Origin of the sequence: Dankookia rubra, from assembly GCF_004355005.1 — a bacterium.
Taxonomy (GTDB): Bacteria; Pseudomonadota; Alphaproteobacteria; order Acetobacterales; family Acetobacteraceae; genus Paracraurococcus; species Paracraurococcus ruber_A.
Genome location: NZ_SMSJ01000086.1, coordinates 1 through 22,470 on the forward strand (window position 1 = coordinate 1; position 22,470 = coordinate 22,470).

20 protein-coding genes and 1 pseudogene are annotated in these 22,470 nt (G+C 72.9%); 14 read left to right on the plus strand and 7 right to left on the minus strand.

The genetic code is table 11. The features are described from left to right. The 6 genes from E2C06_RS29670 to E2C06_RS29695 form a co-directional block, all read left to right on the plus strand. Positions 1-210 (plus strand): tryptophan synthase subunit alpha (locus E2C06_RS29670; protein WP_193560520.1); only part of this gene is annotated, 210 nt, incomplete at its 5' end. Positions 211-762: 552 nt separating this feature from the next. Then, the gene (locus tag E2C06_RS29675) at positions 763-3,495 is read left to right on the plus strand and encodes a ScyD/ScyE family protein (protein ID WP_133292196.1); all 2,733 of its coding nucleotides are present in this window, start codon (positions 763-765) and stop codon (positions 3,493-3,495) included. Positions 3,496-3,538: 43 nt separating this feature from the next. Continuing rightward, on the plus strand, positions 3,539-4,744 hold the full coding sequence (gene eboE / locus E2C06_RS29680) for a metabolite traffic protein EboE (protein ID WP_133292197.1): 1,206 nt from the start codon (positions 3,539-3,541) through the stop codon (positions 4,742-4,744). Continuing rightward, a complete protein-coding gene (locus E2C06_RS29685; protein WP_241671538.1) occupies positions 4,741-5,607 on the plus strand; it encodes a UbiA family prenyltransferase in 867 nt (288 codons plus the stop codon). The genes eboE and E2C06_RS29685 overlap by 4 nt, the downstream gene beginning before the upstream one ends. A 23-nt stretch (positions 5,608-5,630) precedes the next feature. Beyond that, a complete protein-coding gene (locus tag E2C06_RS29690; protein WP_133292199.1) occupies positions 5,631-6,410 on the plus strand; it encodes an EboA domain-containing protein in 780 nt (259 codons plus the stop codon). A 17-nt stretch (positions 6,411-6,427) separates the two neighbouring features. After that, a complete protein-coding gene (locus tag E2C06_RS29695) occupies positions 6,428-7,348 on the plus strand; it encodes a TatD family hydrolase (RefSeq protein WP_133292200.1) in 921 nt (306 codons plus the stop codon). A 78-nt stretch (positions 7,349-7,426) separates the two neighbouring features. On the opposite strand, the gene E2C06_RS29700 is transcribed toward E2C06_RS29695, so the two are convergent. Then, positions 7,427-8,818 carry an alkaline phosphatase family protein gene (locus E2C06_RS29700; protein WP_133292201.1) on the minus strand — a complete coding sequence of 464 codons (1,392 nt, stop codon included), beginning with the start codon at positions 8,816-8,818 and terminating at the stop codon, positions 7,427-7,429. A 233-nt stretch (positions 8,819-9,051) separates the two neighbouring features. On the opposite strand from E2C06_RS29700, the gene E2C06_RS29705 reads away from it, so the two are divergent. The 3 genes from E2C06_RS29705 to E2C06_RS29710 are packed head-to-tail and all read left to right on the plus strand — an operon-like array spanning position 9,052 to position 11,413. Beyond that, positions 9,052-10,392 (plus strand): MFS transporter, encoded by a 1,341-nt coding sequence (locus E2C06_RS29705; protein ID WP_133292202.1) that lies wholly within the window; start codon positions 9,052-9,054, stop codon positions 10,390-10,392. Further along, the gene (locus E2C06_RS38035; protein ID WP_165982750.1) at positions 10,389-10,547 is read left to right on the plus strand and encodes a hypothetical protein; all 159 of its coding nucleotides are present in this window, start codon (positions 10,389-10,391) and stop codon (positions 10,545-10,547) included. Before E2C06_RS29705 ends, E2C06_RS38035 begins: the two co-directional genes overlap by 4 nt. Then, complete coding sequence (locus E2C06_RS29710) at positions 10,544-11,413, plus strand: SDR family oxidoreductase (RefSeq protein ID WP_165982751.1); 870 nt, start codon at positions 10,544-10,546, stop codon at positions 11,411-11,413. The genes E2C06_RS38035 and E2C06_RS29710 overlap by 4 nt, the downstream gene beginning before the upstream one ends. 175 nt (positions 11,414-11,588) lie before the next feature. On the opposite strand, the gene E2C06_RS29715 is transcribed toward E2C06_RS29710, so the two are convergent. Continuing rightward, on the minus strand, positions 11,589-12,101 hold the full coding sequence (locus E2C06_RS29715) for a transposase (protein WP_165982752.1): 513 nt from the start codon (positions 12,099-12,101) through the stop codon (positions 11,589-11,591). On the opposite strand from E2C06_RS29715, the gene E2C06_RS29720 reads away from it, so the two are divergent. Next, positions 12,100-12,690, plus strand: coding sequence for a hypothetical protein (locus E2C06_RS29720; RefSeq protein ID WP_165982753.1), 591 nt, complete (start codon positions 12,100-12,102; stop codon positions 12,688-12,690). The two genes, E2C06_RS29715 and E2C06_RS29720, sit on opposite strands and share 2 nt — an antisense overlap. Here E2C06_RS29720 and E2C06_RS29725 read toward each other — a convergent pair. The 5 genes from E2C06_RS29725 to cysQ all read right to left on the minus strand — a co-directional run bounded on the left by E2C06_RS29725 (position 12,687) and on the right by cysQ (position 18,001). Next, entirely contained in the window at positions 12,687-13,625 is a 939-nt protein-coding gene (locus E2C06_RS29725) for an NAD(P)-dependent oxidoreductase (protein WP_133292206.1), read from the minus strand. The two genes, E2C06_RS29720 and E2C06_RS29725, sit on opposite strands and share 4 nt — an antisense overlap. Further along, the gene (locus tag E2C06_RS29730; RefSeq protein WP_133292207.1) at positions 13,622-14,830 is read right to left on the minus strand and encodes an ABC transporter substrate-binding protein; all 1,209 of its coding nucleotides are present in this window, start codon (positions 14,828-14,830) and stop codon (positions 13,622-13,624) included. Before E2C06_RS29730 ends, E2C06_RS29725 begins: the two co-directional genes overlap by 4 nt. 54 nt (positions 14,831-14,884) lie before the next feature. Further along, positions 14,885-16,093 carry an acyltransferase family protein gene (locus tag E2C06_RS29735; protein ID WP_133292208.1) on the minus strand — a complete coding sequence of 403 codons (1,209 nt, stop codon included), beginning with the start codon at positions 16,091-16,093 and terminating at the stop codon, positions 14,885-14,887. 169 nt (positions 16,094-16,262) lie between these two features. Then, positions 16,263-17,237: an L-threonylcarbamoyladenylate synthase gene (locus tag E2C06_RS29740; RefSeq protein WP_193560521.1), complete on the minus strand. Its 975-nt coding sequence runs from the start codon at positions 17,235-17,237 to the stop codon at positions 16,263-16,265. Then, on the minus strand, positions 17,234-18,001 hold the full coding sequence (gene cysQ, locus E2C06_RS38550; protein ID WP_133292210.1) for a 3'(2'),5'-bisphosphate nucleotidase CysQ: 768 nt from the start codon (positions 17,999-18,001) through the stop codon (positions 17,234-17,236). Before cysQ ends, E2C06_RS29740 begins: the two co-directional genes overlap by 4 nt. A gap of 112 nt (positions 18,002-18,113) precedes the next feature. On the opposite strand from cysQ, the gene E2C06_RS29750 reads away from it, so the two are divergent. The 4 genes and pseudogenes from E2C06_RS29750 to E2C06_RS29770 all read left to right on the plus strand — a co-directional run bounded on the left by E2C06_RS29750 (position 18,114) and on the right by E2C06_RS29770 (position 22,275). Beyond that, a complete protein-coding gene (locus E2C06_RS29750; protein ID WP_133292211.1) occupies positions 18,114-19,616 on the plus strand; it encodes a leucyl aminopeptidase in 1,503 nt (500 codons plus the stop codon). Between the two features lie 13 nt (positions 19,617-19,629). Beyond that, positions 19,630-21,029 (plus strand): annotated as a pseudogene (locus E2C06_RS29755) (leucyl aminopeptidase family protein). A gap of 184 nt (positions 21,030-21,213) precedes the next feature. Then, complete coding sequence (locus tag E2C06_RS29765; RefSeq protein WP_133292213.1) at positions 21,214-21,720, plus strand: ankyrin repeat domain-containing protein; 507 nt, start codon at positions 21,214-21,216, stop codon at positions 21,718-21,720. Positions 21,721-21,810: 90 nt separating this feature from the next. Continuing rightward, the gene (locus tag E2C06_RS29770) at positions 21,811-22,275 is read left to right on the plus strand and encodes a DNA polymerase III subunit chi (protein ID WP_133292214.1); all 465 of its coding nucleotides are present in this window, start codon (positions 21,811-21,813) and stop codon (positions 22,273-22,275) included. The last annotated feature ends 195 nt before the right edge of the window (positions 22,276-22,470 follow it).

Genomic DNA, 22,470 nt, shown 5'->3' on the forward strand with positions numbered 1-22,470 from the left:
GGCTTCGGCATCCGCACGCCGCAGCAGGCCGCCGAGGCGGCGCGGCTGGCCGACGGCGCGGTGGTCGGCACCGCGCTGGTCGACACCCTGGCCGCCAGCCTCGACGAGGACGGAAGGGCGCGGCCGGAGACGGTGCGCCAGGTGCTCGACCAGGTGCGCGGACTGGCCACCGCCGTGGGGGGCATTCAAGCCGACGCCATGACCGCCTGAACGAAGGACGGTGCAACGCCTGCGCGACACCGGGTTCCGGCTGCGGCGGAGGTTGCGGCGTGCCGATCCCGCCCCTTTTCTCGCCGCCCAGTCTGGTCATGGCGACATGGCCGGCCGGACGGCGCCTTGCTGGGGCGACGCGCCGCGCAGATCCGCAGCGCTGATGCTTTGCCACCGACAGCTGCGCTGCCCCGCCAGCCCGATTGCTTGCAAGCCAGCTTGCCAGCGGAGCGGTCACCCAGAAAGCCAGCCATGCGGCTACTCAAAAAACAAAAAGAGCGGAAATCCAACTATTCTTCCCAGAAACTGCAATACATTTTCGGTGGACGCCGAATTCTATACACGAGTTTTTCAGAATGAGACTGCGATACTTGGGCTTTTCTATTTGTATAATGACGACATGTCTCGTGCCGATACCGACCCAGCGTGCCGTCCAGGCGCAGGGCCGTGATGAAGCCCGACCAGACCTGACAGTTCTAGCCAGTTCATTTCCGCCAGCCGACGACGCCCAACCGCCCGTCGCCCTGTCCTTCTCCCACGAGGCAAAAATTCATGAGTGGAACGACGTCCAACACCGCTTTCGGTGCCGATGACAGCGCGATCCCGGCCGCCATCGGCGGCGGCGGCAGCGCCGGCCCCTCCGTCGGCGCCGGGGATGCCACCGGCCCGATCGTCTCGGTCAATACCTCGGGCATCGACCTCGCCGGGCTGCCGGCGCAGTACTCGACGGCGAGCGCCGATGGTACCGGTCTCGGCTTCTTCACGCGCCAGCTTGAATACGTGCCGACCGCGGTCACGGTGGGTCCGGACGATGCGCTCTATGTCAGCGGATTGTCCGGACTGCCCTACCCCGACGGCTATTCCCGCGTGATGCGTGTCGCCGACACGCATGCGACTACCGGCTTCGACGGCCAGATCGACAGCGGCGTGCCGCAGACCTATGCCAGCGGCCTGTCGCAGGTGAACGGACTCAGCTTCGACGGCAAGGGCAATCTCAACGTCCTCGAGTTCGTCAACGCGGCCAACATCTACGATCCGACGCGGCAGCCGGGCGAATTGCCGCCCAGCGAGCTGATCCGCATCGCGCCCGACGGGGTCCGCACCACGATCTCCGGCCCCGAGCTGAAGCTCGCCAATTACGTGCTGGCGGACAAGGAGACCGGTGATGTCTATGTCGCCATCGGCAATGCCGACATCAACAATGGCGAGGTCCTGCGCTACCACGTCGATGACGCGACCGGGCAGGCGACCTCCGTCGACGTGGTGGCGAGCGGGCTGAACAACCCGCGCGGCATGGCCTTCGGTCCCGACGGCCATCTCTACGTCAACGAGCAGGGCCTCGGCACGCCTGGCGACTCGCCGGATGCCGCGACCGCGCCGACGATCCCCTTCATCCCCGGCGCCGTGGACGAGCGGGGCGGCTTCACCGCCTCCATCACCCGCGTCGACATCGACGGCTCCGGCCAGGAGCGCATCTTCACCGGCCTCCCCTCGATCCGCGAGGTGAATGCCGCGACCGGCGAGGACCGCGTCATCTCCGTCGGCTCGAACGGCTTTACCATCGCGCCCGACGGCACGGCCTATCTCGCTACCGGCGGCGGGCTGACCGCCGCGACTGCCGACGCGCTCGGCCCCCTCGCGCCCTATATCCAGGGGCTGCTGAAGATCGACGGCCTGTTCGACCACGATCCGTCGAACGTGACGGTCACGCCGGCCTTCAACTCCGTCACCTACGCCGCGGAGAACGGTCCCGACGGGTCGCAGACCCTGTTCAACACGCAGAGCAACCTGAACGACGTCGTCGTCGGTTCCGACGGCCACATCTATGCCGTGGATGCAGCCCGCAACGTCATGTACGGCTTCAGCCCGGACGATCTCTCGACGCCCGACAGCGTCACGGTCTTCCAGAAGCAGGCACCGGTGCTGACGCCGCCGCAATATGCCGCCGTCGTCGCGGCTGGCGGCAATCCCTCGCTCGACTATCAGGTCGAGATCGCGCAGACGACCTACAAGGCGGAAAACGGCGCCCCGGACACGCCTGGCCGCGCCGAGGCCGCGGCAAGCTTCTCGCCGGCCGATCCCGGTGCTGCCGCTGCCGGTGCGCCGGCCGGCCCGGCCGATGCCGGCCTGCCGGCAGGCATCGTCGACACTGCCGTCCCGCCGCGCGGCGAGGATGCCTCGGTCGGCACCGTCAATGCCGCGGGGGCCGATGGCCTGCCGGGCAGCATCCCGGTGACCGACCCAAGCTTCCCCGGGCCGATCGATCCGATCAGCCCGCCGGTGCTGCCGGGCAATGTCTATGTGCCCTATTTCGACCCCTTCTTCGGCGGCAACTACGCGCCGGCAACGCCGCCCGTGCTGCCGGCCGGCGGGCACGGCGCCACCTATACCGTCTCGCACCTCTACAGCTTCGGTGACCGGCTGGTGGATGACGGCGGCAGCTACGGCGCCGCCGCCGTGGCCCAGGCCGCCGGTCAGCCGGCGCCGAACGCCTCGCCGGTCTACTACCAGGGCGGCTTCTCAGACGGCCCGAACTGGACCGACAACCTGGCCAAGATCCTCGGCGCCCAGCAGACCGACGGAGAGGACAACAATTTCGGCTATGTGCTGGCGACGGCGCGGCCGATCGAGAACCCGCTCGATCCCTTCACCGGCCAAACCACGCTGAACACCTTCGAGGGACAGATCGACGCGTTCCAGCAAGCGCACGCGTATTTCTCGGCGAACGACCTGGTCACCGTGACATTCGGGGGCAACGACCTCACGCTGCCGAGCAACCTGTCGCCGGAGGAGGGGATCACCGAATCCGTGCAGGCGATCGTGGACGGCCTCGATCGGCTCGCCGATCTGGGCGCGCATCACTTCGTCATCACCAACCTGCCGGACCTCGAGCTCGCCCCGCTGTTCAAGGACCCGGACTTCCTGCAGCAGCTCGGTGCGGAGCCGGGCAGCTTCCAGCCGCTGGTCGCCGAGTTCAATGCGCGGCTTGCCGATGCCGTGCATGCCTTCGAAGGCGAGCGCGGCGTGGATGTCACGCTGCTCGACGTCCACAAGCTGTTCGACGCCATCGCCGATGACCCGGCGGCCTACGGCTTCAACGATGTGGACCAGCCGGTGCTGGCGGCGCCGCCGCTGCAGCCGGGTACGCCCACCGTCTACAACCCGGCCATCGTCGGGCAGGACCCGGCGGTGGAGCATGCCTCGCTGTTCATCGATCCCTTCTTCCACCCGACCGCACTCGGCCAGGCTATCCTCGCCGAGACGGCCTGGCACGTGATCGCGTGATGCGGGGGCGCGGCGCCGCCGCCGGTGCGGGAGGCCGGGGCGCATGAGGCTCGCCCTGCCCTCGGGGCCGGCGCACCTGACCTACTGCGCCAACATCCACCGCGGGGAGAGCTGGCCGGAGACATTCGATGCGCTGCGGCTGCACCTGCCGGCGGTGAAACGGCAGGTCTCGCCGGCGGCGCCGATGGGGGTGGGGCTGCGCCTCTCCGCCCTGGCGGCGGAGGCGCTGGAGCAGACTGCCGCGCTCGCCGCGCTGCAAGGCTTCTTCCTCGCCGAGGACCTTTACGTCTTCACCGTCAATGGCTTTCCCTACGGCCCCTTCCACGGCCGGCCGGTGAAGGAACAGGTCTACGCGCCCGATTGGCGGCAGCCGGAGCGCCTCGCCTATACCGACCGGCTGGCGACACTGCTCGCCGCGCTGCTGCCGGAGGGCGAGATGGGCAGTGTCAGCACCGTCCCCGGCGCCTTCCGCGCCGCGGGCGCCGAGCCGGGCATGCGGATCGCAATCGGCGAGGCGCTGCTGCGCCACGCCGCGCGGCTGGTGCGGCTGGAGGCCGATACGGGCCGCCACATCATGCTGGCGCTGGAGCCCGAGCCGATGTGCCTGCTGGAGACCACCGCCGAGGCGGTCGGCTTCCTGGAGGAGCAGCTGCTCGGCCGCCACGCCCTCGCGCGCTTCGCCGCGCTCGTGGGATGCGGCATGGCCGGCGCGGAAGCGCTGCTACGGCGACACGTCGGGCTCTGCCTCGACGTCTGCCACGCAGCGGTGGAGTTCGAAGCGCCCGGGGAGAGTGTCGCGCTGCTGCGCCGCGCCGGCATCGCGGTGGCGAAGCTGCAGCTTTCCTCGGCGCTGGCCATCGGCCGGCCCGATGCCGAGGCGGCGTCGCTGCTGCGTCGCTTCGACGACGGCGTCTACCTGCATCAGGTCGTGGAACGGCGGCCGGACGGCTCGCTCCGCCGCTTCCTCGACCTGCCGGACGCCCTGCCGAGCCTGCCCGCCGAGCCGGAGGGTCATGAATGGCGCGTGCACTGCCACGTGCCGATCTTCCTCGACGGCGTCGGGCGGCTCGGCACGACCCAGGATGTCTTGCGGGAGGTCCTCGCCCAGCAGCGGGCGGAGGGCATCAGCCCCCATCTCGAGGTCGAGACCTATACCTGGGACGTCCTGCCGCCGGAATGGCGGTGCGCGGAGCTTGACCAGGCCATCGCGCGCGAACTGCTCTGGGTGCAGGACCGGCTGCTGTCATGACGCCGGCCGTGGCCCTGCGGCTCGGCCGCGTGTCGAACCTGCCGACCGTCTGGACCAATGCGCTGGCCGGCATCGCACTCGCGGGCGTCTCGCCCTGGCACTGGGCGACGCTGCCCGCCGCGGCCGGCCTTTCGCTCACCTATGTCGGCGGGATGTACCTGAACGACGCCTTCGACCGCGGGATCGATGCGCGGGAGCGGCCCGACCGGCCCATCCCCGCCGGCCAGGCGGATCCGAACACCGTCTTCGTGCTCGGCTTCGGCATGCTGCTCGGCGGCGCCGCCCTGCTGCTGCTGGCGGCCTGCGCCTTCGACGTTCCGGCGGAATGGTCGGTGCTGGCGAGCCTCGCCCTCGGCGGCGCCGTCCTTGCCTACAACTGGCATCACAAGGGCAATCCGCTCGGGCCGCTCTGGATGGGGACCTGCCGGTTGCTGGCCTATTGCGCGGCCGGCCTCGCCGCCGCGGCCAGCCTGCCGCCGGCGCTGCTGGCCGGGGCGCTTGTCTCGCTCTGCTATCTCATCGGCCTGACCTACGCGGCCAAGCAGGAGATGGCGGGGCGGGTGGAACGGTTCTGGCCGCTCGCTTTCCTTGCCGTGCCGCTCGCCTATGGCGCCTTGCAGGTGAGGGAGCCGGCAGGCATCGCCGGCCTCGCCGGCTTGGCGCTGCTGATCGGCCTCGCGCTTCGCTTCCTGCTGCGGCGCCGGCCCGGGGACATCCCGCGCGCGGTGGTCTGGCTGATCGCCGGCATCGCGGTGCTCGATGCCATGTTCCTGGCGATCGCCGGCTGGCCGGGCGCAGCGCCGGTCGCCTTTGCCTGTTTCGCCGCGACGCTGCTGCTGCAGCGCTGGGTTCGCGGCACGTGACGCGCATGGAGGGAGAGGATCGGATGGATCCGGAAAGCCTGTTGGCGCGCTGGCTGGCACGCCAACTGCCCGTGGAGGCCGGCAACTGGCTGCTGGCGCAGCGCGACCGGCTGCGCGCCGGGGTCGCCGAGCGCGACTTCAACCTGGCGGTCAGCTGGGTGCCGCGTCGGCTCGGGCGCGCTGACCTGCTGCTGGACGCGGCCGACCTGGCCGCCGCGGAAGCCGCGCGCCCCGGCTGGGACCCGCGCGGCTGGAGCCTGGACCAGGCCGGGCGGGTCCTGCTGCTGCTGGCCGGCGGCGGCGGCGGCGCCGACTTCGCCCGGCGGCTGCGCGGGCTGCTCGCCACCGCGGACCTCGCGGAGACCATCGCCTTCCTGCGCGGCCTGCCGCTGTATCCGGACCCCGACCTGCACCGCATGCGGGCGCGGGAGGGCGTGCGCAGCGCGATGACGCCGTTCTTCGAGGCCGTGGCGCACGCGAACCCCTATCCGGCCGAGCAGTTCGACGAGCCGGCCTGGAATCAGATGGTGTTGAAGGCGCTCTTCATCGGCAGCCCGCTGGCGCCGATCCAGGGGCTCGACCGCCGTGCCAATGCCACGCTCGCGCGCATGCTCTGCGACTACGCGCATGAGCGCTGGTCGGCCGGGCGGCCGGTGAGCCCGGAATTGTGGCGCTGCGTCGGCCCCTTCGCGGACGAGGCGGCGCGGCGGGACCTGGCGCAGGCGTTGCGTCACGGCGACGCGGCCGAGCAGGCGGCAGCGCGCGCCGCGCTGGATGCGGCGCCGCTGCGCGCGGCAAGCTGAGCGAGGGGAGCACAGGCGTGTACATCGACACCCATACCCACATGATCGCGCGCACCACGGACGACTACGAGGCCATGGCGGCGGCCGGCGTGGTGGCCTGCATCGAGCCGGCCTTCTGGCTCGGCCAGCCCCGCACCAGCGTCGGCAGCTACATCGACTACCTCTCCACCATCGTCGGATGGGAGCGCTTCCGCGCCGGGCAATTCGGGCTTCGGCACTACTGCACCATCGGCCTCAACAGCAAGGAGGCCAATGACGAGGAACTGGCCGAGGCGGTGATGGACATATTGCCCCGCTTCGCGCTGAAGGAAGGCGTCGTGGCGATCGGCGAGATCGGCTACGACGAGCAGACCGAGCTGGAGGACCGCTACTTCCGCCGGCAGCTCGAGCTGGCCAAGGAGCTCTCGCTGCCGGTCATGGTCCACACGCCGCACCGCGACAAGAAGCGCGGCACCACGCGCTCGATGGACGTGGCGGAGGAGCACGGGCTCGATCCCAGCCAGGTCGTGATCGACCACAACAACGAGGAGACGGTGGCCGAGGTGCTGCAGCGCGGCTTCTGGGCCGGCTTCTCCATCTATCCCGGCACCAAGATGGGCAACGAGCGGATGGTGGCGCTGGTGCGCCGCTACGGCCCGGAGCGGATCATCGTGGACAGCGCCTGCGACTGGGGCGTTTCCGACCCCCTGGCGGTGCCGAAGACCGCCGAGCTCATGCGGCGCGGCGGCATTCCGGAAGCGGCGATCCGCGCCGTGACCTATGGCAATGCCCTCGCCGCCTATGGCCAGAGCGGCCAGATGCCGGAGACGGATTGGCTCGACCCGCCGGCGATCGATCAGCGCACGCTGTACATGGGCAATTCGGTGCTGCGGGGCGGGCAGGAGCCGCGCATCGACGCCGCGCGGCGGCGCGACCCCGACGACCTCACCATCGCCTGACCCGTGCTGTCCGCAAGGCGCGGCCCGCGGCGGCAGGCCGCTGCCCGCCGCCGGGTCCGGTCCGGCGGGCGTGCCGCGTCAGCCCCCGAAGACATGGGCGAGGACCAGGTCCTTGAACGCCGTCGCCGCCACGGCTGTCCCCTCGGCCGGCAGCAGGTCCGGCCGGTCCGAGATCACCAGCGGCCCGTCCGCCGGGTCGGCGACCCGCAGCCCGTGCGAGCCGCGGACCATCGCGGTGCCGCGGATCGGCGTGACATCCAGCAGCGCCCGCTGTCCCAGCCGGCGCTTCAGCAGTTGCATGGCGATGCGCAGCTTCGGCGCCGGCAGCGCGGGATCGAGGAAGAGCTCCATCGGGTCGTAGCCCGGCTTGCGGTGGATATCGACGGTGCGGGCGAAATCGGGGGCACGCGCATCGTCGTCCCACCAGTAGTAGCTGAACCACCGATCCGGGGCGGCGAGCGCGACCAGCTCGCCGGAGCGCGGGTGGTCGAGGCCGATCCCGGCCTGCCCGCCGCGGTCGAGCACGGCGGCCACGCCGTCGAGCTGCTCCAGCGTGCGGCGCGCCAGCGGCAGGTCGGCTTCGTCGCGGACATAGACATGGGCGAGCTGGTGATCGGCGAGGGCGAAGGCGCGGCTCGCGCCGGCATCCAGCAGCTCGCGCCCCATTTCCAGGCGGAAGCGCAGCAGGCCGGCGGCGCGCAGGGCGCGGTTGACATGCACCGCTTTCCGTACGGGCACGATGCCGTATTCCGAGACGACGACCACGCGGCGGCCTTCCTCCCGCGCCGTCTGCAAAAGCTCGCCGCACACCGTGTCGAGGGCCCGCAGTTCCGCCGCGACACGCGGGTCGGCGGGATCCGGCCCGTGCATCTGCAGCCCGTAGTCGAGATGCGGCAGGTAGCACAAGGTCAGCGTCGGCTGGCGCGTCCGCATCACCTGCGCCGTCGCGCGCGCGATCCAGCGGCTGCTGCTGATGTCGGCGGCAGGGCCCCAGAAGCGGAACAGCGGGAAGGGGCCGAGCTGCGCATCCAGCTCGTCGTGCAGCTCCGGCGGCTCGGCATAGTGGTCGGGGATCTTGCGGCCGTCCGCCGGGTACATCGGCCGCGGCGTCGCGCCGAAATCCGCGGTGGAGTACAGGTTGTACCACCAGAACATGTTCGCGCAGGTGAAGGCCGGGTCGCGGCGGCGTCCCTGCTCCCAGATCTTCTCGCCGGCGACGAGGCGGTTCGACTGCCGCCACAGATGCACCTCCGCCTGGTCGCGGAAGTACCAGCCATTGGCGACGATGCCATGGTCGCGCGGCGGCAGGCCGGTCAGCAGGCTGGACTGCACGGTGCAGGTGACGGCCGGCAGCACCGTGTCGAGCGGCCGCACGCCGCCTTGCTGCGCGAGCGCCGCGAGGTTCGGCGTATGGGCGCCGATGAGCCGCGGCGTGAGCGCTACGGCAAGAAGGACAAGCACAGGCTGCATGGGAAATCCTACAGGGGACGATGCGCCGCGCGGCGGCGCGTGCTGCCGGAAGTGAGGCCTGCCAAGCGCAGCACAACCGTGCGCTCACGCGGAATCATGCCGTGCCGCGGCAGGCCGCAGCACGGAAGCGCGCTTCCTGCGCGGATGCCGCGCGGATCGGGCGGGCGCCGCCGGGCGGCGCCGGTGGCATGGCATTCGGTGCCGATACGGCTTGCAGCGGGAGAGCTTGAGCAATGACCAGCCCCGCCATGTCGGCATCCAGCGAAGGACGCTGGCGCGCCATCCTGCTGGCGAGCTTCGGCGGAGCGCTGGAGTTCTACGACTTCATCATCTACGGCGCATTCGCGGCCTATCTGTCGGAAGCCTTCTTTCCGGCGCAGGATCCGGTCGCCTCGCTGATCGTCGCCTTCGCGGTCTTCGCCGCGGGCTACGTCTCGCGGCCGCTCGGCGGCTTGGTCTTCGGCACGCTGGGAGACCGGAAAGGCCGCCGCGGCACCTTCCTTCTCTCCCTGATCGTCATGTCGGCGGCCACCGCGGGGATGGGCCTCGTGCCCACCCATGCGCAGTGGGGCACCGCGGCGACGGTGATCTTCGTCGCCTTGCGCCTGATCCAGGGCTTCTGCCTAGGCGGCGAGCTGGCCGGTGCGGTGACCTATGCGGCGGAGTCGGCCGCGCCCGGGCGGCTCGGCCTTGCCTGCGGCATCGTCTTCGGATGCGTCAGCCTCGGCGTGCTGCTGGCGACGGGGGTGAACCTCCTGCTGCATGCCGTGCTGCTGCCGGCGGAGATGCGGGCCTGGGGCTGGCGCATTCCCTTCCTCCTGGGAGGAGCGCTCGGCCTGCTCGGCTGGGTTCTGCGCCGCAGCCTTGAGGAAACGCCGGCTTTCCTCGCCCTGCAGGCGGCAGGCGGCCGCCGGGCTGGCCCGGCGCGCCCCCTCCGTGCGCTTCTGGCCGGGCATGGCCGTCCCGTCGTGCTGGCGATCGCGGCGACGGCAGTGGTCGCCACCTTCAACGGGCTGCTCTTCGCCCATATGCCGGGCTACCTGATGCAGGTGCTCGGCGTGTCGCCGGGCCGGGCGGCGCTGGCGATCAATCTCTGCGTCGGCACACTCACCGTGTCGCTGGTGGCCTGGACCTGGGTCGGCGACCGGCTGGTGCCGCGCCGTTGGGTGCACCGGGCCGGCTGCGGGCTGATCGCGCTCGGCGCCCTGCCGGCCTATGGCCTGCTGGCCGGCGGCACGGCGTCGCCGCTGCACGTCCTGGTGCTGGCCGGCCTTGCGGCGGGGCTGGTGAACGGGAATTTCGCGGCGATCCTCGCCGACCTGTTCCCGACGCGGGTGCGCTTCTCCGGCGTCGCGCTGGCGCTCAATCTCGGCGCGGTGGTGTTCTCCGGCTTCGCGCCGCTGCTGGCCACCTGGCTGATCCGCGCGACGGGGCGGATGGATGCGCCGGGCCTGCTGCTCGCGGCCGTTGCGGCAGGATCCTTGCTCGCCTCCATCCCGCTGCGCCGCCTGGAAGGGCATCTCGACACGGCCGGGGTCCAGGCTGCGGCGCCGGGGAGGCGGGTCCTGCCATGACGGGCCGGAGGAGCGGTGCGCCGCGCGGCACCTGGCGCGTCACCTCGCATCGGCAGACGCCGCCGGACGCGGCGCCGGCGGGCGGCCCGGTCGCCGATGGTCCGCCCGGCTGCACGAAGGGGCTCCTGCCCGGCCTCCCGGACCGGGTCGCGTGATCCTCGTGACGGGAAGCACCGGGCTGACGGGCCGCGCGGTGGCCCGGAGCCTCGACGGCCGCGCGCCGCTGCGACTGGCCTTGCGCAACCCGGGAGGCGCGGCGGACCTCGCGGTGAGGGGCGAGCGGGTGCGGTTCGACTTCGATGACCCCGCGAGCTTCGGCCCGGCGCTGTCCGGCGTCACCGGCGTCTATCTTCTGCGCCCGCCCGCCATGGCGCGACCGGCCGCCTTCGAGCCGCTGTTGGCAGCGATGCGTGCCGCCGGCGTGCGCCGCGTGGCATTCCTGTCGGTGCGTGGCGCGGAGTCAATTCCCCTGCTGCCGCATCGCGGGATAGAACGACGCATCGAAGGCTCGGGCCTGGCCTGGACGCATCTGCGGCCGAGCGACTTCATGCAGAATTTCGAGACCGTCCACCGGGCGGATATTCGCGACCGCGGCGAGCTCTGGGCGCCGGCGGGCGGCGGCCGGGCGAGTTGGGTCGACGTGCGCGACGTGGCCGAGGCGGCGGCGCGCGTGCTGACCGAAGAGGGGCATGCGTATCGCGCCTACGCGCTGACCGGGCCGGAAGCGCTCGGCTTCGAGGATGCCGCACGCCTGTTCTCGGCCCATGTCGGGCACGAGGTCTGTTATCGCAGGCCGTCGCTGCCACGCTACCTGTGGCACCAGCACCGCGCCAGGCGGCCGGCGGCTTTCGCACTCGTCATGGCCGGGATCTACACCGCGCAGCGCCTCGGGCTGGCGGCCGGGACGACGCCTGACCTGCCCCGGCTGATCGGCCGGGCGCCCGGAAGCCTGGAGCGCTACATCGCCGGGTGCTCCCACCAATGGCGGAAGCCTGGTGGGCCTGCCGGAGCCACGGTGTGAACCGCCGTCGGGGGATGGTGAACCCGCCGACATCGCCGCGGCCCCGACAGTGCCGATCGGGCCGGGGGTCAGAAACATTGCAAAAAGGGAGTGCCGGGAATTCCGTGTGCGTCCGGTCGGTTGAACGACATGGTCAGTGCAGGGCTTCGGTGAAGCGCTGGCCGAAGAGTATGGCCTACGCCCGAATTCCTGGACCGGTGAAAGCGGGCAGATTCTTGGGCAGGCACTGCACGGCCAAGCGGTCGTGGATGCTGTCGGCGAACACGGCCCGGAGCCGGTCGTAAAGGGGCTTGATGCGCCGGAGCAGTTCGCCCGCGCTGCCCGCATCCGGGATGGGCGCGGCATGCACGAGCACGCCGAGCAACAGCCCCTGCGTGTCGACCGCGACGTGCCGCTTGCGCCCCTTGATCTTCTTGGCTGCGTCGTAGCCGCGAGGCCCGCCGCTCTCCGTTGTCGTCACACTCTGGGTGCCGGGGATGGCCGCGGTCGGGCCTGGCTCGTGCCCCGCGCCCTCGCGCAGCATGCCGACGATATGGTGGCGTATGCTCTCCCAACACCCGTCGCGGAGAAAGGCGCGCACATGGCCGTAGATGGTCGGCCACGGCGGGAATGCCGGAGGGGGCGGCAGATGCCGCCACTGGCAGCCGGTCCGCGCGAGGTGGAACAACCCGTCCAGCAGGCGCCGCATGTCGGTCGTCCGCGGATGGCCCCCCGGGCTTGGCGGCCGGGATGAGCGGTCCGAGCAGGCGATACCGCTCGTCGCCCAGGGCCTGACCGGACCCGCAGTCCCCGACCAGCGCGCGGGTATCGGGCGTCCACATGGCGGCTTCTTTCCGGAAAAGAAGCGGCCGATGGCCAGTCCGGTCGACGCCATCGCCGAGGCACTCCGGGCGCCTGGATTGCAGGCGAAGTTCGAAGCCCTCGAGGCGCGCCGAGCTGCCCTCGAAGCCGAGGCGGCAGTCGCATCGCCGACCGCGTCCGCGGTGCACCCCAACAGTGCCGGCGTCTACCGCGCCGGGCTCGCCGACCTCCGGGGCGCCCTCTCGTCCGGCACCGCGCCAGATGCCCTCGAGGCAGCGCGGGTGCCGATCGACAAAGTCGCCGTCCATCCTTCGGACCACGGCGGTCGGTCACCCGGCATCGAGCTGGTCGGGGACCTGCTCGCCAAGCCCGGCGCCGGCGGTGCCGACTGTTGCAAGGACCCGTTGGGCACCTCCGTGCTCAGTGCGTTCACCAGTCCGGTCACGGCGGGTCAGGGAGGGAATACCTTTCCCTAGCCCTCGTTCCGCCGGCTGGCGGCGATCTCCACATCCGCCCAGCCCTCGGTGATGCGGGCGAGTTCCGTCACGTCGCCCTTGCCCTGGCCGCCCGACATGGCGAGCCCATAGAGCATCTGCGCCGCGCGGCTGGTCGGCATTACCAGGCCCAGCGCCTCGGCCTCCTGCAGCGCCAAGCGCATGTCCTTGGCCATCAGCTCCATCCGGAAGCCGAAGTCGAAGCGCCGGGTCAGCACCGGGCCGGCGGCGAATTTCTCGGTCGGGAAGCTGCGGCCAGAGGACTTGTTGATGACGTTCACCATCAGCTCGGGGTCGAGCCCCGCCTTGGCGCCCATCGCCAGCGCCTCGCAGGCTGCGGCCCAGGTGGTCGCCGCCAGCAGGTTGTTCACCAGCTTCAGCGTCTGGCCGAGCCCGACCTTCTCCCCCACCAGCACGGTGTTGGATCCGATCGTCTCCAGCACCGGGCGGACGCGTTCGAAGGCCGACCGGTCGCCGGCGGCCATGACCGAGAGCGTCCCCGCCTCCGCCCCGGCGACGCCGCCCGAGACCGGCGCGTCGAGCGCCGCGACGCCGCGCGCGGCGAGGCCGGCGGCGACCTGCATCGCCACCTGCGCGCCGGTGGTGGAGAGATCGACATAGACCTGCAGCGCGCCGCCCTCAATCAGCCCCTGCGGGCCGAGCGCCACGGCCCGCACCACCTCCGGCGTCGGCAGGCTGACCAGCACCACCGCGGCCTCGGCGGCGACGGCGGCTGGGCTGGTTTGCCGCTCCGCCCCGCCCGAGACCGCGGCGGCGACCGCCGTCATGTTCACGTCGTGCACCAGCACCCGGTGCCCGGCGCCGAGCAGCCGCCGGACCATCGGCGCCCCCATGGCGCCGAGCCCGACGAAGCCGAGGGTCGTCGAAGCGCCCTGCGGCTCCGGCGCGCCGCTCACGGCTTCACCAGCGGGCAGGCCGCGTCCAGCGGCTTGAAGGCCTGCGCCGCCGGCACCGTCGCCAGCACCTTGTAGAGGTCCCAGGGCCCGGTCGATTCCGCCGGCTTCTTGACCTCGACCAAATAGAGGTCGTGCACGTGCCGCCCATCGGCGCGGACCACCCCGTTCTTGGTGAAGACGTCGTTGACCGGCAGCGCCCGCATCTTCGCCGCGACCGCCGTCGCCTCGTCCGTGCCCGCGGCCTCGACGGCCTTCAGGTAGTGCCGCACCGCGCTGTAGATGCCGGCCTGGTACTGGCTCGGCACCGTGCCGCGGTTGCGCTCGGCGAAGCGCCTGGCGAAGGCGCGGGTCTCGTCGGACTGGTCCCAGTACCAGGCCTCCACCGTCACCACGCCCTGCGCCGTCTGCAGGCCGAGCGCCTTCACGTCGTTGACGTTGACGAACATGCCGACCAGCCGCTGGCCGCCCTTGGTCAGGCCGAACTCGCCGGCCTGCTTGATGGCGTTGATGGTGTCGGTGCCGGCATTGGCGAGCGCCACCACCTGCGCCTTGGACGCCTGCGCCTGCAGCAGGAAGGAGGAGAAGTCCGAGGTGTTGAGCGGGTGCCGCGCATGGCCGAGCGACTGGCCGCCCTCGGCCTTCACCACGCCCTCCGACCCCCGCTCGAGCGCGTAGCCGCCTTCGTAGTCGACCGTCAGGTAGTACCAGGACTTGCCGCCCTGCTGCATGACGGCGCGGGTGGTGCCCGAGGACAGCGCATAGCTGTCGGAGGTCCAGTGGAAGCCGACCGGCGAGCATTGCCGCCCCGTCAGCTCCGTGGTCGAGGCCGAGCTGTTGATGATGATCCGGTTGCGCTCGCGGCCGACCTGCTGCACCGCCAGAGCGACCGAGCTGTTCGGCATGTCGATGATCATGTCGACGCGGTCGGTGTCGATCCAGCGCCGCGCCAGCGAGCCGCCGACATCCGGCTTGTTCTGGTGGTCGCCGTTGACCACCTCGACCGGCTTGCCGAGGACCTTGCCGCCATGGTCCTCGATCGCCATGCGGGTGGCGAGGACGGAGCCCGGCCCGGCGAAATCGGCATAGGGCCCGGAAAGGTCGGTGAGCACGCCGATCCGCACCACCTCGTCCGAGAGCTGCGCGGCGGCGAGATGCGGTGCGAGCATGAGCGCGAGCGCGGCGGCAGCGCCCTTGAGCCTGGACATGGTTTCCTCCGGTGCGGTCGCGGCGCCTGGTTACCTGCGCCTTCCGGATCGAGCCTATACCCGCGACGTCGCCGCGCAAGCCGCCGCTGCCGGCGGCGGTGCGGCCAGCGCCTCCCGCAGCCGGCGCGACCAGCGGATCGCCGCCGCGTCCACCGGGCGGAAGGCGAGGGCGAGCAGCAGCGAGAGCAGGCTCGCCACGCCCATGCCGCCGAGCCGCGCGCCCGCCGCGCCGAGTGCGGGTTCCAGCACCAAGAAGGCCGCGGCGCCGGGGCCGAGGATCATCGGCCAGTGCACCAGATACAGCGGGAAGGAGAGCCGGCCGAGCCAGGCGAGCCAGCGCGTCTCCAGCCGCCGCCGCAGCCCGGGCGCCGCGGCGACCGCGGCGAAGCCGAGCGTGGTGCCGAAGCCCCGCAGCAGGTCTTCGGGCGACAGCGCCGGCAGCCAGCCGCCGGACGAAGCGAGGTCCTCCGGCGCCGCGCCCAGCGCCAGCCAGCTCAGCCCCGCCCCGGCCAGCCCGGCGCCAAGCGCCAGCCCGCCGCGCCGGCGCGCCGGCAGCAGGGCCGCCAGCCGCGGCGCCGCCAGCCAGCCGAGCGCGCCGACGAGGAATCCGGCATATTCGCTGCGCCAGAGGCAGGCCAGCGCCACCGCCGCGCCCCAGCCCCAGGCGGACGGCCAGCGCCGCCGCGCCAGCAGCAGCAGCAGCACGAGGACCGAGCCGCGCAGCTCCACCGCCATGGTCCAGAGCGGGCCGTTATAGGCGCTGGCGATGCCGGGCAGCGGCGGCAGGCCGGGGATGAAGCCCAGCAGCAGCCCCGGCCCCGCCTCCCAGAGCAGGGAGGCGAGCGAGCCGTCCGCGGCCCAGTTGTCGCCGAGCCAGGAGGCGCCGAGCCGTGCCGCCGCCGCGCCATGCGCGCCGGGGAAGGCGTGGAAAATGAGAAAGGCGAGCAGGCAGGCCAGCGCCCCGGGCAGGCCGAGCCGCAGCAGCCGCGCCGCGAGCGCCGCGCCGGGGGCATCGAGCTGGCGCGAGAAGGCGCCGGCCAGCACCGCGCCGCTGAGCAGGAAGAACAGCGCGACGGCGCTTTCCCCGTCCCAGAGCAGGGCGAGCGGCGAGCGGGCGAGCCAGGTGGCCAGCCCCGCCGGGCCCTCCCCGGTCACCGCCGGCAGCCAGAAGGCGCCGAGCAGGTGCAGCAGGAAGACCTGCAGCGCGGCGATGCCGCGGAGCGATTCGAGCCAGCCCTGCCGGCTGGCGATGACAGGCGGCATCGAGGCTTCGTCTGCGGTGGGGCGCCAGGATGCCCGCGACCGGCTACGGCAGGGTTAACCGCCCGGGCCAAAGCGGTTCGCGTTCGAAGGGGATCGCGGTACCGCTTTACACCTTTGTTTTCAAAGCATATTCAGGCGTCCGGGCGTTCACGCCCTCTCGCCATCTGCTTTAGCCGCGCGGCGCGGCGGCCCGTTCCAGCCGGTCGGCGATGGCGGCGCCGAGGCCGCTCTCCGGCACCGGCATCACCGCGATGCGGGCGCAGCCGCGTGCGCCGCCCTCGGCATCCAGCCAGCGCAGCCCGGCGAAGAGGCGCGAGGCGGCCTCGGTCAGGTCGCCGGCCGCCGACAGGTTCCAGGTGATGGCGGCGCCGGGCAGGGCCGGGCCGAAGGCCAGCAGCGCCTCGTCCGGCGCTACCTCGGTGGCGCCCAGCCGCACCGGCAGGCCGGGCGCGTAGTGCGACAGCATCATCCCCGGCGAGCGCAGGCTCCGCGTCGCCGCCGCGGCGGCGATGGGCAGCGCGCGCCCGAGCCTGCCGAGCAGCGCCTCGATCGCCTCGGCCGGCACGCCGCCCGGGCGCAGCAGCACCGGACCTTTCCCCGTCAGGTCCAGCACCGTGCTCTCGACGCCGACGGGGCAGGGGCCGCCATCCAGCACCGCGGCGATGCGGCCGGACAGCCCTTCCAGCACATGCGCCGCCGTGGTCGGGCTGACCGCGCCGGAGCGGTTGGCCGAAGGCGCCGCCACCGGCCGGCCGACCTGCCGCAGCAGCTCCAGCGCCAGCGGGTTGGCCGGCACCCGCACCGCCAGCGTGTCGAGCCCGGCGCCGGCCAGCAGGTCCACCCGGCATGCCGCAAGGCGCGGCAGCACCAGGGTCAGCGGGCCGGGCCAGAAATGCTTGGCGACCAGCCGCGCCCGGTCGTCGGCGCGGACACCGGCGAAGGCCGCCTCGGCGGAGGGGTAGTGGCAGATCAGCGGGTTGAAATGCGGCCGGCCCTTGGCGGCGAAGATGCCCGCCACCGCCTTCCCGTCCGTCGCGTCGCCGCCAAGGCCATAGACCGTCTCGGTCGGGAAGCCGACCAGCGCGCCCTGCCGCAGCAGCGCGGCGGCGCGGGCGACGTCGCCGGGACCGAGCTGTTCCGTCACGCCCCGGGACCGCCATGGCAGACGAAATCGGGATTGCGCCAGCCCGGCTTGCCATAGCGCAGCGGGCTGCCGTCCACCTGCGTCACGCTGCCGCCGGCGGCCTCGACCAGCGCCTGGCCGGCCGCGGTGTCCCATTCCATGGTGCCGCCGAAGCGCGGGTAGAGGTCGGCCAGGCCTTCCGCCACCCGGCAGAATTTCAGCGCCGAGGAGACCGGCCGCCGCGCGGCGATCGGCCGGCCCGCGAGGAAGGGCAGCATGCGCGGGTCCTCGGCATAGGTGCGGCTGGCCAGCACCGTCAGCCCCTCGGGCGGCACCGCGCGCACCCGGACCGGGCGGCGCGGCGCGGCGTCCTCCTTCCAGGCGCCATGGCCGAGCAAGCCGCCGAAGACTTCCCCCGTCGCCGGCAGGGCGATGGCGCCGAGCACCGCCCGGCCATCCTCCACCAGGCCGATGCAGACGGCGTATTCGGACGAGCCCTTGGCGAAGTCGCGGGTGCCGTCCAGCGGGTCGACCAGCCAGTAGCGCTCGGCCGCGGCGGTGACGATGCCAGCCGCGACCTCCTCCTCCGCCACCACGGGATAGCCGGGGGTCGCCGCCCGCAGCGCCTCGACGATCAGCGCCTCGGCGACGCGGTCGGCCTCGGTCACCGGGCTCTCGTCCGACTTGCGCTCCACCGCGAAGCCGGCGCGCTTCACCGCCTCGATGGCGAGGGCGGCCTGGCGGGCGAGGCCGGCGGCGAGGTCGAGCAGTTCGGGATCGGTCATGCGGAGGGGTGTAGCAGGGGCGGGGCCGGGGCAGAACCGGGCGCCCGCTGGCGGTGCGACCGGCCGGTGCTATCCTCCCGCGGCGCACGCCAACAAGGGACAACCTCCGCCCATGCTCGACATCGCCTTCGTGAAGCCCGCCCTGCCCCGCCATGGCGCCCTGGTGCTGCCGCTGGCCGAGGATGCGGCGCTGGCGGGCCTTGCCCAGGCGATCGACGCGGCCTCGGGCGGCGCCGTCGCCCGCGCCCTCGCCGCCGCCTCCTTCAAGGGCCGCAAGGGCCAGTCCTGCACCATCTGGGCCCCGGCGCCTGACGCCGGCACGGCCAAGCTCGTGGCCATAGGCCTCGGCAAGGCCGGGGAGCTGACCGCCGAGGGGCTGGAAGCCGCCGGCGGCGCCAGCCTCGGGCTGGTCAGCGCCGAGCGGGAAGCGGTGGTCGCCGCCGAGGCCCTGGCCCCGGCGCATGCGGCGGCCTTCGCCCTCGGTCTGCTGCTGAAGAGCTACCGCTTCGACCGCTATCGCACGACGGAGAAGGAGGAGGACAAGCCGAAGCTCGAGCGCGTCGCCGTCGCCACCGATGCCGCCCCCGCCGCGAAGGCCGCCTGGGCGCCGATGCGCGCGGTGGCCGACGGCGTCTTCCTGACCCGCGACCTGGTCACCGAGCCGCCGAACATCCTCCACCCCGAGGAAATGGCCGAGCGTTGCCAGGCGCTCGAGAAGCTCGGCGTCGAGGTCGAGGTGCTCGGGCCGAAGGAGATGCGGAAGCTCGGCATGGGCGCGCTGCTCGGCGTCGCCCAGGGCTCCACCAAGGAGCCGCGCCTCGTGGTGATGCAGTGGAACGGCGCGGGCGGGGGCAAGGGCAAGAAGGCGTCCGGCAGGCCGGTCGCCTTCATCGGCAAGGGCGTGACCTTCGACACGGGGGGCATCTCCATCAAGCCGGCCGGCGGCATGGAGGACATGAAGTGGGACATGGCCGGCGCCGGCGCCGTCATCGGCCTGATGGCGGCGCTGGCCGGCCGCAAGGCCAGGGTCGACGCGGTCGGGCTGGTCGGCCTGGTCGAGAACATGCCCTCCGGCGAGGCGATGCGGCCGGGCGACGTGGTGAAGACCGCGGCCGGCCTGACGGTCGAGGTCATCAACACCGATGCCGAGGGCCGGCTCGTGCTCGCCGACGTCATCCACTACTGCCAGGACCGCTTCGAGCCGCGCTTCATGGTCGACCTGGCCACGCTGACCGGGGCGATCATCGTCTCGCTCGGCCACGAGCATGCCGGCATGTTCAGCAACGACGACAACCTCGCCCAGCAGGTCGCCGCGGCCGGGAAGGCGGTGGGCGAGGCCTGCTGGCGGATGCCGCTCGGCGAGGCCTACGACAAGCAGATCAAGTCCGACATCGCCGACATGAAGAATGTCGGGGGACGGCCGGGCGGGTCGATCACCGCGGCGCAGTTCATCCAGCGCTTCGTCAACGCGAAGGACGGGCCGATGCCCTGGGTGCACCTCGACATCGCCGGCACGGCCTGGAGCAGCAAGGACCTGCCGACCGCACCCAAGGGCGCCACCGCCTTCGGGGTGCGGCTGCTCGACCGGCTGGTGGCGGACAACTACGAAGGCTGAGCCGCCGCGCCGCATGCTGAAGGTCCGGCTGCGGCGGGAGCCGCGCGGCACGACCGGGCTCCGCGCCATCCCGCTCGCCGCGGGCGCCGGGGTGCCGCAGGCCTTCCGCGCCGCGGCCGTGGCCGCCCGCTTCACCGGCGCGGCGGAGCAGCGGGTCGAGATCGCGACGCCCGAGGGCCGCGTGCTGCTCCTCGGCGCCGGCCCGGCGGAGCGGCCGCTGGACTGGGAAGGGGCGGGCGCCGCCGCTGCCGCCGGCGCCGCCCGGACCACGCGCCTGAGCCTCGATGCCCGCGGCCTCCGGGCCGAGGCCGCGGCCTCGCTCGCCGCCGGCGCCTGCCTGCGCGCCTGGCGCTTCGATGCCCACCGGCGGGCCGAGGGCCCGGTGCTGGCGGCGCTCGACCTCCTCGTCGACAGCCCCAAGGCGGTGGCGCCGCACTGGGACCGGCTTTCGGCCGGGGTGCGGGGATGCCTGCTCGCCCGCGGCCTCACCGCCGAGCCGGCCAACCACCTGACCACCCGCGCCTTCGCCGCGCGGCTGGAAGCGCTGGCCGAATACGGCATCGCGGTCGACATCCTCGGCCGCAAGCGGCTGGCGCGGGAGGGGCTGGGCGCGCTGCTCGCGGTCGGCGGCGGCAGCCCGAACCCGCCGCGGCTGGCGGTGCTGCGCTGGCGCGGCAGCCATGCCGCCGCGCCCGTCGCCTTCGTCGGCAAGGGCATCTGCTTCGACACCGGCGGCCTCAGCATCAAGCCGGCGGCGGGGATGGCGGCGATGCGGGGCGACATGGCCGGGGCCGCCGCCTGCGCCGGCGCCATGCTGGCGCTGGCGCTGCGGCACTCCCCGGCGCCGGCCGTGGCGGTGCTGGCGCTGGCCGAGAACAGCGTCGGCGCCGCCGCCTACCGGCCCGGCGACGTGCTGCGCACCGGGTCGGGCCGGACGGTCGAGGTGGTCGACACCGATGCCGAGGGCAGGCTGGTGCTGGCCGATGCGCTGCACTACGCGCGCCGCTTCCGGCCGCGGGCGATGCTGGACCTGGCGACGCTGACCGGCGGGTCGGCACCGCGCTCGGCCGCCACCGGGCCGGGCTCTTCGGCAACGACGCGGCGCTGCTGGCGCAGGTGGCGGCGGCGGGGGAGGCGGTGGGCGAGCGGGTCTGGCCCATGCCGATCGGCGCCCGGCACCGCGACGACCTGCGCAGCGACATCGCCGACCTGAAGCAATGCGCGACCGGCCGGCTGCTGCCGGATGCCTGCCATGCCGCCGCCTTCCTGCGCGAATTCGCGGGCAACGGCCCCTGGGCGCATCTCGACATCGCCGGGGTCGAGGCGCGGGAGGGATCGGGCCCGGGCGGATTCGGCGCGCGGCTGCTGGACGCGCTGGTCGCGCAGCACTTCGAAGCGGCGGACCGCCGCTGACGGTGGGCTTCAGGCGAACAGCATCGCCTTCGCGCGTTCCGCGACGGATGCCGCCGCGGCGCAACGGATGCGGAGCGGATGCCGAAGGCGCCCGCGGGGAGGATGGCGTCCCCGCAACCTGGTCCCGCAGTCCCGCAACACCGGCCGCGGCGCCGCGTTGCCGCTGGGCAGGAGGGGGCAGACCATGGACGAGGAAACTCTCGCCTTCGCCCGCCGCGTCTTCCAGGCGGCGCGGGACGGGGAGGCGGAGGCGCTGGCCGGCGTGTTCGCCCGCGGCCTGCCGCCCAACCTGCGGAACGAGAAGGGCGACAGCCTGCTCATGCTGGCCGCCTACCATGGCCAGGCGGCCGCGGTGCGGGTGCTGCTGCAAGCTGGGGCCGACCCCGACCTGGCGAATGACCGCGGCCAGACGCCGCTGGCCGGTGCCGCCTTCAAGGGCGATGCCGCGGTCACCCGCCTGCTGCTGGAGCAGGGCGCCGCGATCGACGGGCGCGGCGAGGGTGGGCGGACCGCGCTGATGGTCGCCGCCATGTTCAACCGGACCGAGATCGTCGACCTGCTGCTGGCGGAAGGGGCCGACCCGGCGCTGCAGGACGGCGCCGGCCATACCGCCCTGGCGGCGGCGAGGCTGATGGGCGCCGCCGATACCGCCGCGCAATTGGCCGGGACGATGCGCGCGACGGAGAACTGAGGCAGGTCGCCGGAGGGCGGCACCGCCCGCCGCGGCGTGCTGCGGCGGCTTGCAGCGCCGGCCGCGGTCGCGTGCTATGCGGGCCTGCGCATGACCGAGATCGCCTTCTACCACCTGACCCGCACGCCGCTCGATCAGGCGCTGCCCAAGCTGCTCGGCCGCGTGCTGGCGGGCGGCGGCCGGGCGTTCGTGCTCTGCGGCTCGGAGGAGCGGGTCGCGGCGCTCGACGCCTCGCTTTGGCTCTCGACCGATCCGGACTGGGTGCCGCACGGCACCCGGGCGATGGGCCATGCGGCGCAGCAGCCGATCTGGCTGGCGGCCGAGGATGCGCCGGAAGCGGGCGCGCCGAACGGCGCCCGCTTCCTGGTGCTGGTGGATGGCGCGGAAAGCGCCAGGCTGGCCGCCTTCGACCGCGTGCTGGACCTGTTCGATGGCGGCGACGAGGCGGCGGTGGCCGCCGCCCGGCGGCGCTGGAGCGCGGCCAAGGCTGCCGGGCATTCGCTGTCCTACTGGCAGCAGGGCCAGCGGGGCTGGGAGAAGAAGGCGAGCACCTGACCTTCGGCCCGACCGGCGGCGTCACGCGCTGCGGGCGATGGCTGCCGCGCCGCAAGCCGCAATCGTGGAAGCCCAGTACCCGTCATACCGTCTCCGGGTGATTGGCTCGCGGTGAGGGCGCTTCCCACTGGCACGGTCGTGGGTGGTAGCCTGCTCTGCCCTGTCAGGGAGCGGTGCCATGGCGCGGATCGTCGA